Raw genomic sequence first — 12,993 nt, 5'->3', positions numbered from 1 at the left:
AGTTCCCGCCCAAGCCGCGTTAATGTGGCGTTGTGCTGCAGCCCAAAAAAACCGGTGACCCAAGCCGCCGGTTTCTTGTCAGGAATATTGCCGCCTGCCGCTCAGGCTGCCGAGTCAGGCAGCGGCTGCAGCCGGTAGCAGGGCTCGTATTCCTGATAGTTGAGCTTCATCCGGCGCTGTTCGACGAACGAGCGCAACAACGCGTCCAGCGGCTCCATGATCGCCGCCTCGCCCTTCAGCTCGAACGGACCATACTCTTCGATCGCCCGGATCCCCGGTTCCTTGACGTTACCCGCCACAATGCCCGACAGCGCCTTGCGCAGATTGGCCGCCAGATCGAAATCGGACTGCCCCCGGAACAGGCTCAGATCAGCCATGTTTTCATGGCTCGGCATGAACGGCTGCTGGAACTGCTGCGGCACATGCAGCTGCCAGTTGAAGTGGAAGGATTCGCTGGTCGCCTTGCGGTGACTGGTCACCGCCTCCAGCCCCTCCTTCATCTTCACCGCCACGCCGTGCGGATCGTCGACGATGATCTGGTACTTGCCGGCCGCCTCCTCGCCCAGGGTATCGCGGATAAAGCGATCGACGGTTTCGAAGTAGGCCTCGCTACCGGACGGCCCGGTGAAGATCAGCGGGAACGGCAGCTTGGCGTTACGTTCATGCAGCAGGATACCGAGGATGTAGAGGATCTCTTCTGCGGTACCGGCGCCGCCCGGGAACACGATAATGCCGTGCCCCAGCCGCACGAACGCCTCCAGCCGCTTTTCGATATCCGGCATGATCACCAGCTCGTTGACGATCGGGTTGGGGCTTTCCGCGGCGATGATGCCGGGCTCGGAGATACCGACATAGCGGCCATCGCAGATCCGCTGCTTGGTGTGCGCGATGGCGGCGCCTTTCATCGGCCCCTTCATCGCCCCCGGGCCGCAACCGGTGCAGATATCGAAACCGCGCAGACCCAGCTCGTAGCCCACCTTCTTGGTGTATTCATACTCGGTGCGACCGATCGAGTGGCCACCCCAGCACACCACCAGACTCGGCTTGACATGCGGCTTCAGCGCCGAGGCGTGGCGCAGGATATGAAACACCTCATTGGTCATCCGGCTGGTTTCATCCAGTTCCTCGCTGTACTTTTCCAGCTCGACGCCGACATACAGCAGGTCGCGCAACACCGAGAACAGGTTCTCGCGGATCCCCTCGATAATCTGGCCGTCGACGAAGGCATTGGTCGGCGCGTTGATCAGGTCCAGCTGCAGGCCGCGATGCTTCTGGCTGACGCGAATATCGAAGTCGCGATATTTCTCCAGCACCAGCTTGGTGCTGTCCAGTTCACTACCGCAGTTCAGCACTGCCAAGCAGCACTGGCGAAACAGCTTATACAGCCCGCCCTGGCTGACGTCCTGAAGCTTGGCGACCTCGTACGGTGACAGCGTGTCCAGGTTATCGAGCGGGGTAACGCTGGTGGAAACATAGGGATCAATAATCATAAATACCACCTCCCGTGGAGCACCGGGTCCGAACAGACTGGACGGGGGACGGGGCTGCGAACAACAGCGAACCGGGTGGTTCAGTGTCGCGGCAACCGTCTGACGCAGGGTAGTTAAGCGTAGCCGTGTTCCCACAGTCCGGGATTGTTATTGAGTCAGCAGAGGGCACAAAGGACCGACTGGCAGCAACTCCTCAATTCCTTTTTTGATACTTCAGACCGATGACAATTCCATGAAGCTTACTGATCCACTATAGGACAGCTTTAGCGAAAAAGGCAAAACTGGTTAAAAATCAAACAGTTCCTTTTTCCAGCAATCGATCGACCAATTCCGGCACCCGGGTTCCGGCCGGGCCGGGCAAGTGGTGGTCGAAGGCGTTATGTACCTTGGAAGGCTCGAGATTCTGCTCCAGTGTCCGGGCACCGGCGGCATTGGCGACCTCAACGAAGCCCGCCGCCGGGTAGACGTGACCGGAGGTGCCGATCGCCAGGAACAGGTCGCAACGCTCCAATGCGTGATAGATACGCTCCATCTGCATCGGCATCTCACCGAACCAGACGATATCCGGTCGCAGGTTGCCGCCGCTGCCACAGCAGGCACAGAGGTCCTCCGGCATTGCATCCTGCTCGGTACGATAGACTTGGCCGCTGTCCACACAGCGCAGACTGAGCAGTTCACCGTGCATATGGATCAGGTTGCGGCTGCCGGCCCGCTCATGCAGGTTGTCGATGTTCTGAGTGACCACCAGCACCTCGCCGTCGAATTCACGTTCCAGCCGGGCCAACGCCAAGTGGGCGGCATTGGGTTTAACCTCCGGCGACAGCAGCTGTTGGCGACGCTGGTTGTAGAACCGGTGCACCAGCCGGGGATCACGGGCGAACGCTTCCGGCGTCGCCACATCCTCGATACGGTGGTCCTCCCAGAGCCCATCCGCCGCACGGAAGGTGCGAATACCCGATTCGGCCGATACCCCGGCGCCGGTCAAGATCACGATTGAGATAGTCATTTCGCCTGCTCCAAAAATCGTTGCCAATGCCGCCCGCTTGCTGCAACGTAAAAAGACCGTTACCGCTAATCAACCCCCCGGATGTTATTGGCTGTAACGTGCATGAAACATTATGGCTGAACTATGCTGAAGCAAGACCATGGCAACTGCTTGATTTAGTGGTTGTATTTTGCAGTCTGACGAGGGAACTAGCCATGACCGCCTCGAAACTCTATATCCTCGATACCAATGTTCTGCTGCACGATCCCAAGTGCCTCTACGAGTTCAAGGAGCAGGATATCACCATCCCCATGACGGTCCTGGAGGAGCTGGACCACATCAAGGACCGCAAGCAGAGCGTAGCCCAGGAAGCCCGCCACGTGATCCGGGCGATCGACAACATTCTCAGCGAGGCCACCAGCCCGTCGGAGATCACCCGCGGTGTCCAGATCGAAGTCAGGGGCCCCGACGGCAGCGTGCTCAAGGCACTTGGCAAACTCAGTATCTTCCCCGACCACGAACTCAGCACCCAGCGCGGTTTCCTGCCCGATCAGAGCAACAAGGACAACCTGATTATCAACTGCGCGCTGCACCTGCAGACCACCAACCCGCACCGCGAGATCATCCTGGTCACCAAGGATATCAACATGCGGCTGAAGGCGCTGGGCGCCGGCCTGCAACGGGTGGAAGACTACCGCACCGACCAGCTGGTATCCGATATCGAGCTGCTGCCGGCCGGCCACCACCGCATCGAAGGCAATTTCTGGGAGCGGGTCGAGCAGGTCGACAGCTATCAGGAGGATGGCAAGACCTACCACCGCATCGCCCGTCATCTGCTGCCGGATACCTACCCCTGCGAATATATCTACGACGACAGCGACGACTTCGCCGCCCGGGTGGTGTCGGTCAGCGACCAGGAAGTGGTACTGCGTGATCTCGGTCATGCCCACCTGATGCACCAGAACTGCTGGGGGATCGAGCCGATCAATATCTACCAGGCGTTCGCCATGCAGTCGGTGCTGGACCCCACCATCGACCTGAGCATACTGAACGGCGCCGCCGGTTCCGGTAAGACGCTGGTGGCCCTGGCCTGTGCGCTGGAGATGGTGATTGAGCAGAAGCGCTACAACAAGATCATCGTCACCCGCTCGACCCCGCCGGTCGCCGAGGATATCGGCTTCCTGCCGGGTACCGAGGAGGAGAAGATGACCCCGTGGCTCAGTTCGATACACGACAACCTGGAAGCGATGCACGAGCACGACGAACGTCCGCAGAGCAGCGTCAAGTACGCCATCGAAAAAGCCAATATCCAGTTCAAATCACTGAACTTTATACGCGGGCGCAGCATCCAGGATGCGATCGTATTGATCGACGAGGCGCAAAACCTGACCCCGTCGCAGCTAAAAACCATCCTGACGCGCTGCGGCAAGGGTACCAAGATGATCTGCCTGGGCAACCTGGCCCAGATCGACTCGAACTACCTGACCCCGCTGACCTCGGGGCTGACCTATATCGTCGAACGGTTCCGCGGTTTCGACGGCGCCGCCAACGTCCACTTCGAGGGGATCTTCCGCTCCCGGCTGGCAGGCTATGCCGAGGAACACCTATGAAGTTGACGGGTTTTGCAGCGAAAATCGTATAAAATATCCGTTTCCGGCGGTCCACTCCCTGATCAGGGAATTGACCGGAGTCAGCCGACCAAAGTATAAAAACCACCTGAAAGCCGCATGCCTGCTGGGATGCGGCTTTTTCGTCACACTGTTATAACGATCAGGTTAGTTGTCGACAGTTTCAATCCCCGGCCGATTGCATATAATGCGCCGCAAAAAAACGATAACAATACTGTCATCAAGACGACGGCAGCGTGTGGCGATTACCCCCGCCTGGCTGAAGCCGCTGCCTGTTACGGGTTAACCGACCCTTCGTCCGGAGGCACCCTTCCAAAAAAAGGGTCCAGTAAATCAATCACCTAAAGGTGAGGTGGACTAATGCCAGCGAACAAGCACGACGTTCTCATCCGCAGTGGTGGCGTACTCCGTACCACGCCACTGTATGACCCCGACAACATCACCGACTCGCTATACGGCGGCTGGCAGGCGCGCTCCGAACGGACCGCACACCCGTGCAGCAACCAACAGGCAGCGGCGGCATAACGCGTTAGCGCCTCGGATGGCGTGCACCTTTCACGCGCCGGGCACTCTAACGACTTATCCCGCGGCTCCCGACCGATCCATGCCGGCTGAGATCATAGCCGAGCGCCAGGATTGGGGGCGAGATAGCCGCAGCCCTCCAGGCTGAAGTCCGCCTTATAACCGCAGGCCCGAACAGCGGCTGATACCGGTTGCGGACGCTATCTCGATATCCATCATTTGCGATCAAATGGCGATGTTCGTATGACCACAACTAAAGTAGATGTATTGCTCGTCGGGGCCGGTGCCATGAGCACCACCCTGGGTATGCTGCTCAAGCAGCTGGACCCCTCCCTGAAAATCCGCATGGTGGAGCGGCTGGACCATGTCGCCAAGGAAAGCACCGACGGCTGGAACAATGCCGGAACCGGTCATGCCGCTTATTGCGAGCTGAACTACACGCCCGAACGCCAGGATGGCAGCATCGACACCAGCAAGGCCTTTAACATCAACGCTGCCTTCGAGGTCAGCCTGCAGTTCTGGTCCCACCTGGTCGAACAGGGCGCCCTGCCGGCACCGAAAGAATTCATCAACCGGGTGCCGCACGAAAGCTTTGTCTGGGGCGAAGAGAAGGTCGAGTTCCTGCGCAAGCGTTATCAGGCGCTCAGCAGCCATCCGGCGTTTGCCGATATGGAGTACAGCGAAGACCCGCGGGTACTGGCCGACTGGATGCCGCTGGTGATGCAGAACCGCGACCCGATGCAACCGGTGGCGGCGACCCGGGTTCGCTACGGCACCGACGTCGACTTCGGTGCCCTGGCCCGCAACATGGCCGTCTACCTGCAGCAACAACCGGATTTCGAACTGCTGCTCAGCCGCACCGTCAAGGACCTGGATAAACAGTCGGACGGCAGCTGGAAGGTCGAGATGAGAAATGAGAAGACCGGCAAGGATGAGCTGATCCACGCCAGCTTCGTGTTCCTCGGCGCCGGCGGCGGTGCGCTGCCGCTGCTGCAGCTATCCGGCATTCCGGAAGGCAAGGGCTACGGCGGCTTCCCGGTCAGCGGCCAGTGGCTGGTCTGCGACAAGCCGGAGATCGTCGAGCAACACCTGGCCAAGGTGTATGGCGCCGCACCGATCGGTGCGCCGCCGATGTCGGTCCCCCATCTGGACACCCGCATCATCGATGGTAAAAAGGCCCTGCTGTTCGGTCCGTTCGCCGGCTTTACCACCAAGTTCCTGAAAGAGGGCTCGGTACTCGACCTGCCGCTCAGCATCCGGCTGAACAACCTCAAACCGATGCTGTCGGTCGGCAAGAACAACATGGACCTGACCCGTTACCTGATCAGCGAGGTGATGCAGTCCCACGGCGACCGGGTCGACTCGCTGCGCAACTTCTTCCCGGAGGCCAAGGACGACGACTGGACCCTGGCGTACGCCGGCCAGCGGGTGCAGATCATCAAGAAGGACGGTAAATGCAGCGGCAAGCTGGAGTTCGGCACCGAGGTCATCTCCTCCGCCGACGGTAGCCTGGCCGCCCTGCTGGGCGCGTCGCCGGGTGCCTCCACCGCGGTCAGCACCATGATCAACATCGTCGAGCGCTGCTTCGCCGAGCGCCTGACCAGCGACGCATGGCAGGCCAAGATCAAGCAGATGGTGCCCTCCTACGGCCAGTCGCTGGTCGACAACACCGAGCTGCTCAAAGAGGTCCGCCAGCGCACCCTGAAGGTGCTGGAACTGGACCGCTAAGCCGCAGCCAGCCGTCCCTTCATCGACACGCCAAGCCGGTCACTCCCTGACCGGCTTTTTTCGTTGAGTGGACAGCAAACAGCTTTACGTCAATAGTCGCTCGCCAGCAGAGTGCATCCATCGGATAGCGGCTCCGGCTACGAATGTTTGGTTCATCGCGGATTGGCGGGAATCATCTACATCAGGTGAACAATCGCCGCGTGGGCACAAAAAACGTGCCCAGCCTACAAGGCTTCGTAGATACCGTCTCTCGATTCCGGCCACAACAGCCTCTTATAGCCCTTGTGGCTGGCGCTCCGGCTGGCTCTTCACCACACCAATGTAGGGCCGGACCCGGCCGGGTAGGCCTGGCCCGCCAAACGCCGCCAGGCGTTGTCAACCGCCTGCGGCGGTGGCGCCCCGGGTGGGCCCTACAGGGCCCTATCGTAGCGGCCCACTCCAAGGGCGACCCGTTTCGAAACCCTGCCCAGACCCGTCGCGGTCAGAGCCCGCTGCGACAAGTGCCCTGCCGTAGCAGCCCGCTCTGAGGGCGACATCCGCGGACCCTGACAAATTCATCGCGGTCGGAGCCCGCTGCTACGAGTGCCCTGCCGTAGCGGCCCGCTCCAAGGGCGACATCCGCGGACCCTGACAAATTCATCGCGGTCGGAGCCCGCTGCTACGAGTGCCCTGCCATAGCGGCCCGCTCCGAGGGCGACCCGTTTCGAAACCCTGCCCAGACCCGTCGCGGTCGGCGCCCGCTGCTACGAGTGCCCCGCCGTAGCGGCCCGCTCTGAGGGCGACATCCGCGGACCCTGACAAATTCATCGCGGTCGGCGCCCGCTGCTACGAGTGCCCTGCCGTAGCGGCCCGCTCCAAGGGCGACCCGTTTCGAAACCCTGCCCAGACCCGTCGCGGTCAGAGCCCGCTGCTACGAGTGCCCTGCCGTAGCGGCCCGCTCCAAGGGCGACCCGTTTCGAAACCCTGCCCAGCCCCGTCGCGGTCGGCGCCCGCTGCTACGAGTGCCCTGCCGTAGCAGCCCGCTCTGAGGGCGACATCCGCGGACCCTGACAAATTCATCGCGGTCAGAGCCCGCTGCTACGGGGACAGAGCTTCGCATAGCGCGACCTGCGAAGCGCGCGGGCTGACGGAATAGTTCAAATAGAAAACAACCGGCAAGCCTAAAACCGATTACAATGGCGTCTGAAATCTTCGAACAATCGAGACAAAGCGGTTGATGAAGCGAATCCGAACACAGCTACAGCGCTTCCCGATCCTGCTGGTGCGCGGCTATCAGTACCTGATCAGCCCGCTGCTGGGCAGCAACTGCCGTTTCTACCCCAGCTGCTCCAGCTACATGGTCGAGGCGATCGAGACCCACGGCACCGGCAAAGGGATCTACCTGGGCACCCGCCGCATCCTGCGCTGTCACCCCTACTCCGAGGGTGGCCTGGACCCGGTACCGCCACGGGCCGAGCGGCCGGCGTGCTGCACGCCGAAGAAGCGGTAGAACGCCCGCATCAGCCGTTGTGCCTCGGCCAGTTCGATCTCCGCAAAACGCAGCTCGGTGCCGGCCTGGCGCTGGCTGAGCGCGAACGCATCCAGCGACAGTACCGCCCCCAGCTTGGCATACCCGCCCAGCGACTGGTGGTCCTTCATCAATACGATCGGCTGACCGTCCGGCGGCACCTGGATCGCACCGTAGCAGGTCCCCTCCGACAGCATCCCCGACAGTTCGGGCCTGATAGCCGGGCCGCTGAGTCGGTAGCCCATCCGGTCGCTTTCCGGTTGCAATAGATAAGGACTGCTGAAGAACTGCTTCAGGTCGGCCAGCCTGAAGCGCTCGATCTGGTATCCCAGGATCACCCGCAGTACCAACTCGGCCCGGTAATCGGGCTGGAAAGTCGGCGGCGTCATCCGCCGCTGCCGGTCCGGCTGTTCGGCCAGGCAGGGCAGCTCATCACCGGCGGTCAGCGCCCGGCCCAGCAGGCCATCATGCGGCTCACGCAGTACCGACGAACGGCTGCCGAAGCAAGCCGGTACCTGCAAACCGCCGGCCACCGCCAGGTAGCCACGGATGCCGCGGCGCGCCCAGCCAAAGTGCAGCCGGTCGCCGGCCGCCACCGGAAAACTCTGCCAGGGGGCGATCGGCCGGCCATTCAGGTCCAGCTGAAGGTCCGCACCGGTGACCGCCAGCCATAACGGCCGCTCTGCCCGGAGCTCGACATTACCGATGGTGATCTCCAGCAACGCGGCGTCGACCGGATTATCCAGCAGATGGTTGGCCCAGCACGCCGCCTGTTCATCCATGGCACCACCGCAGGTCAGCCCCAGCCGCAGGTAGCCGAATCGACCGCAATCCTGCACCGTGGTCAACAGGCCCGGCTTGATCACCTTCAGCCCCATCAGCGTCCGCCTCCCACTCGACCGCTCCATCGGGCGATCGATGTTGGCCCGAACGGTCTGCCCGCCAACCACCGATAGCCACGGACCTGGCAGAGCAACATCGCGCTGGCAGCTTTAGAATCAGACGTTATAAAAGACGTGCGCGCCACAACGTCTTTGACCCTGTCAGCTATCGGCGCTATAGAAGAGAGATAAGTCGTACAAGAGCCATTACTTATGTTCAGCCCACTCACGGTCATCCTGGTCGTCACCTGCTACATGGCCTTTTTGTTCGGTATAGCCCAACTGGTGGAGCGGCGCATCGAACAAAACCGGTACAATCCCGACAAGCCCTGGCTCTATGCCCTGTCACTGGCGGTGTTCCATACCTCCTGGTCGTTCTACGGCAGCGTCGGCTTTGCCAGCCAGAACGGCCTGCTCTATCTCGGGGTCTATATCGGCGCCTTCCTCGGCATCATGTTCGGTTGGGTATCACTGCGCCGAATGGTGCAGGCCAAGGAAGCGTTCCGCATCACCAGCGTGGCTGACTTCATCTCCACCCGCTATAACCGCTCGCCGGCGCTGGCAGCCCTGGTCAGCCTGATCGCCCTGTTCGGCGTCACCCCCTATATCGCGTTGCAGCTGAAGGCGGTCATCGATTCGCTGCAGATCATCACCGACGCGCCCTCAGGCGAGGTATTGGACGTCCGGGCCGCCGGCTTGCTGGTGACCCTGTTCATGGCCGCCTTCACCATCATCTTCGGGGTACGCCGGCTGGACCCGACCGAACGCCACCAGGGGATGATCTCGGCGCTGGTCGCCGAATGCCTGGTCAAGCTAACCGCTTTCCTGGTTGTCGGCATCTTCGTCACCTACTACCTGTATGACGGCTTCGGCGATATCGCCCAACGGATGCACGACCATAACATCAGCTATGTGATGAGCGCCGCGGCCCACGAAGATGCCGGCGTCCTCTGGCTGACGCTGATCATCCTCAGTTTCGTCGGCGTTCAGCTGCTGCCGCGCCAGTTCCATGTCGCGGTGGTCGAGAACGTCCATCAACGGCACATCAAGACCGCCATGTGGCTGTTCCCCCTCTATATGGTGGCCAGCAACATCTTTGTGATACCGATCGCCGGTGCCGGTCTGCTCAGCAACCTGCCGTCGGAGAATGCCGACTATTTCGTGCTGATGCTGCCACAGAGCCAGGGCGAAGACCTGATCACCCTGATCGCCTTCATCGGCGGCTTCTCAGCCGCCACCGGGATGATCCTGATCACCACCATGACGCTGGCGACCATGGCCTCCAACCATCTGGTACTGCCGTTGATCGAGAAATTCGGCCTGCTCAACCAGCTGCACAACTACCTGCTGCAGATCCGCTGGCTGCTGGTCGCCGCGATCCTGTTCGGCAGTTACTGGTTCGCCGACGAGTTCGCCGACTCCTACATTCTGGTGGCGATCGGCCTACTCTCCTTCGCCGCGATCCTGCAGCTGGCACCGCCTCTACTGGGAGGCCTGTTCTGGAAACGGGGCAACAGCCTTGGCGCCCTGCTCGGCCTCAGCCTGGGCTTCGCCACCTGGTGGTACACGCTGGCGCTGCCGACCTTCATCAAACACGGCTGGTTCAGCGCCGACCTGCTCAACGAAGGCCCCTGGGGTATCGGCCTGCTGCGGCCTGAGGCGCTGTTCGGCCTGTCGGGCCTGCCGCCGATCAGCCATGCGGTGTTCTGGTCGTTACTGCTGAATATCGCCGGTTACCTGATCGGCTCCCTGCTCTACAAGCCAAACAAGAGCGAACGCAACCTGACCACCGAATTCCTCTGCGCCTTGCTGCCCGCAGCCCGCCAGCACAAAGCCCGGCCAACCGGGCTGGAAGCCTATATCGCGCTGCATCCCAAGATGGACGAGGCGGAGAGCCTGCTGGCCAGCTACCTCAGTGACGAGAAGGCGAGTCGCTCAGTGCAGACCATCGCCGAAGACCTGCAGGTGTCGGGCAAGGACAGGGTCACCATCATCGAGCTGGTCGAATTTCACCGTATGGTCGAGCATGTGCTGGCCGGTTCAATCGGCGCTGCCGGTGCCCATAGCGCGATGGAAAACAGCATCCGTTACAACGAACGCGAATCCGCCGATCTGAAAGCGCTGTACAGCCATATCGTTTCCGAGCTGAACGTACCAACCATCGAACAGGAGACCATCAGAAGCGGCGCCGAAGAGGGCGGCTTCGGCCTGATCGAGGAACTGCAAGCCAAGATCGACGCCCTGCAAGCCACCGCCCGGCAGCAGGAGGAGAAGATCGCAGGCCTGGAGCAGAAGCTGGAGCAGCGCTACGAGGAGGTGTTCCGCTACCGGATCGAAGCCCAGAAGGCCAACCAGGAGATTGAAGGGCTGCGCAAGAAACTGGCCGAGCAGCTTCAGCAGGATCTCTGAGCGCAGGCCAGCGAGAAGGGGTATTTCAGAACGATTAACGGGTAACCGTTAACGTCGCCATTCAGAACCGCTTATAAAAACTGCCGTAAAAAACTGCCATGAAAAAACCGCCCGGCATCTGTGCCGGGCGGTTTTTACGTCATCGATCTAGAATCGCGCTGCGCGCGAAACATACCGCTACATTCAGCCTTCCGACTTGTGCAGGTGGACATCCATCTGCGGGAACGGGATGCTGATCCCCTCCTCGTCGAAACGCAGTTTGACCTTCTCGGTGGTATCCCAGAGCACGTTCCAATAGTCGCCGGACTTGACCCAGGGCCGCACCACGAAGTTGATGCTGCTGTCGGCCAGCGCCGAAACCGCCACCACCGGCTCAGGTTCAGCCAGGATTCGGTCATCCTCGGCGATGATTGCCTCCAGAAGTTTTTTGGCTTTAAGCAGGTCGTCACCGTAGCCGATACCGAACACCATATCGACGCGGCGGGTGTCCCGGGCGGAGAAATTGGTAATCACGCCACCGTAGATGGCGCCGTTCGGCACGATCACTTCACGGTTGTCCGGCGTACGCATCACGGTATTGAAAATGCTGATATGTTCCACCACCCCGGTCACTCCGCCGGCGTCGATGAAATGCCCCTCGCGGAACGGCCGGAAGATGATCAGCAACACGCCGGAGGCAAAGTTCTTCAGCGAGTCCTGCAGCGCCAGGCCAACAGCCAGACCGGCGGCACCGACCAGAGCGATCAGCGAGGTGGTATCGACACCCAGCTGGCTCAACGCGGCGATGATCACCACCAGCAGGATCAGCGCCTGGCCGATTGAAGCGACGAAGCTGATCAACATATCGTCCACTTTGGCTTTACGCAGCGCACGCTCTAGCAGGTGGATAATCAGCTTACCGACCTTGCGACCGACAAAGAAGATCACCAACGCCAGAGCAATATTCACCAACCAGGGCATCACATGCGCATCAAAATAGCCATCCATCTATTGGCTCCTTGTTCAACGGAAATTCAACATTATTAAGAATTGACAACTTCATTCACAGCCGGACATGCAAAGCGGCGTACAACTCAGTAGAATACAGCGTTCACCGGCAGTTGGTTAGTACTATGAAAAGACTCGTTTTTTGCACACTTCTCCTGGTCCTGAGCCCGATTCTTCAGGCTGCCACCGGTCATATCACGGACGACGTGTCGGTGTTCATGCACGGCGGGCCCAGCAATAAGTACCGAATTACTGGCCGCACCTCCTCCGGCGACACCATCGAAATCCTGAAGCGCGATCCAAGTACCAAATATGTTCAGATCCGCACCAGTACCGGGCGTGAGGGCTGGGTCGACGGCAAGTACGTCGAAACCGGTAAAAGCATCGCTGCCCGGCTGCCGATTCTGGAGCAACAGCTGGAGACCAGCCGCAAGGAGAACGAGGATCAGCGGGCCAAGTACGAAACCCTGCACGAGCAGTACAACGCCCTGCAATCGGAACGCAACGGCGTCCAGGCCCAGATCGATGACCTGAATAACACCATTCGTCGGCTGCAGCTGGAATTGGATACCAAGGACGAAAGCAACCTGCTGCGTTGGTTTACCCACGGTGGCCTGGTGGCACTGGGCGGGGTTATTCTCGGCCTGATCCTGCCGATGTTCGCCCGTCGCAAGAAACGCCGCGACGAGTGGTAATCACCCGTCTGCTGCCCTGTTGAAAAAACCGCCCTCGGGTAATGCCGATCAGTTAAGCTCTTTAACTTGCTGATCAGGCAAGAGAAAATCCGGAATCCATGTTAAGGGTTCCGGATTTTTTTATGCATTTCAGTCAGGCAGTGGATGCCATCTCTCGCGTT

General features: G+C 60.6%; 9 protein-coding genes. 5 read left to right on the top strand and 4 right to left on the bottom strand.

All coding sequences use genetic code 11. The features are described from left to right. Positions 1–101 precede the first annotated feature (101 nt). Both ppnN and cobB read right to left on the bottom strand, forming a co-directional pair. Entirely contained in the window at positions 102–1,490 is a 1,389-nt protein-coding gene (gene ppnN / locus K6T12_RS14860; RefSeq protein ID WP_222223662.1) for a nucleotide 5'-monophosphate nucleosidase PpnN, read from the bottom strand. A 292-nt stretch (positions 1,491–1,782) separates the two neighbouring features. After that, on the bottom strand, positions 1,783–2,496 hold the full coding sequence (cobB, locus tag K6T12_RS14855) for a Sir2 family NAD+-dependent deacetylase (protein ID WP_222223661.1): 714 nt from the start codon (positions 2,494–2,496) through the stop codon (positions 1,783–1,785). A gap of 194 nt (positions 2,497–2,690) precedes the next feature. Here cobB and K6T12_RS14850 point away from each other — a divergent pair, with 194 nt between their 5' ends. The 3 genes from K6T12_RS14850 to yidD all read left to right on the top strand — a co-directional run bounded on the left by K6T12_RS14850 (position 2,691) and on the right by yidD (position 7,842). Continuing rightward, positions 2,691–4,085, top strand: coding sequence for a PhoH family protein (locus K6T12_RS14850; RefSeq protein WP_222223660.1), 1,395 nt, complete (start codon positions 2,691–2,693; stop codon positions 4,083–4,085). 783 nt (positions 4,086–4,868) lie between these two features. After that, complete coding sequence (mqo, locus tag K6T12_RS14845; protein ID WP_222223659.1) at positions 4,869–6,353, top strand: malate dehydrogenase (quinone); 1,485 nt, start codon at positions 4,869–4,871, stop codon at positions 6,351–6,353. A 1,216-nt stretch (positions 6,354–7,569) separates the two neighbouring features. Then, entirely contained in the window at positions 7,570–7,842 is a 273-nt protein-coding gene (yidD, locus tag K6T12_RS14840) for a membrane protein insertion efficiency factor YidD (protein ID WP_222223658.1), read from the top strand. Here the strand turns inward: yidD and K6T12_RS14835 are convergent. Beyond that, a complete protein-coding gene (locus K6T12_RS14835; protein WP_222223657.1) occupies positions 7,767–8,738 on the bottom strand; it encodes a 5-oxoprolinase subunit C family protein in 972 nt (323 codons plus the stop codon). The two genes, yidD and K6T12_RS14835, sit on opposite strands and share 76 nt — an antisense overlap. Positions 8,739–8,954: 216 nt before the next feature. Here K6T12_RS14835 and K6T12_RS14830 point away from each other — a divergent pair, with 216 nt between their 5' ends. Next, positions 8,955–11,150, top strand: coding sequence for a hypothetical protein (locus K6T12_RS14830; protein WP_222223656.1), 2,196 nt, complete (start codon positions 8,955–8,957; stop codon positions 11,148–11,150). A 183-nt stretch (positions 11,151–11,333) separates the two neighbouring features. On the opposite strand, the gene K6T12_RS14825 is transcribed toward K6T12_RS14830, so the two are convergent. Next, positions 11,334–12,137, bottom strand: coding sequence for a mechanosensitive ion channel family protein (locus tag K6T12_RS14825; RefSeq protein WP_222223655.1), 804 nt, complete (start codon positions 12,135–12,137; stop codon positions 11,334–11,336). A 125-nt stretch (positions 12,138–12,262) separates the two neighbouring features. On the opposite strand from K6T12_RS14825, the gene K6T12_RS14820 reads away from it, so the two are divergent. Further along, the gene (locus K6T12_RS14820; RefSeq protein WP_222223654.1) at positions 12,263–12,832 is read left to right on the top strand and encodes a TIGR04211 family SH3 domain-containing protein; all 570 of its coding nucleotides are present in this window, start codon (positions 12,263–12,265) and stop codon (positions 12,830–12,832) included. Positions 12,833–12,993: the final 161 nt, after the last annotated feature.

Origin of the sequence: Marinobacterium arenosum (genome assembly GCF_019795155.1) — a bacterium.
In the GTDB taxonomy this organism is placed as follows: domain Bacteria; phylum Pseudomonadota; class Gammaproteobacteria; order Pseudomonadales; family Balneatricaceae; genus Marinobacterium_C; species Marinobacterium_C arenosum.
The sequence above is the reverse complement of the archived record's forward strand: the minus strand, read 5'-3'. Positions and strand labels throughout refer to the sequence as shown.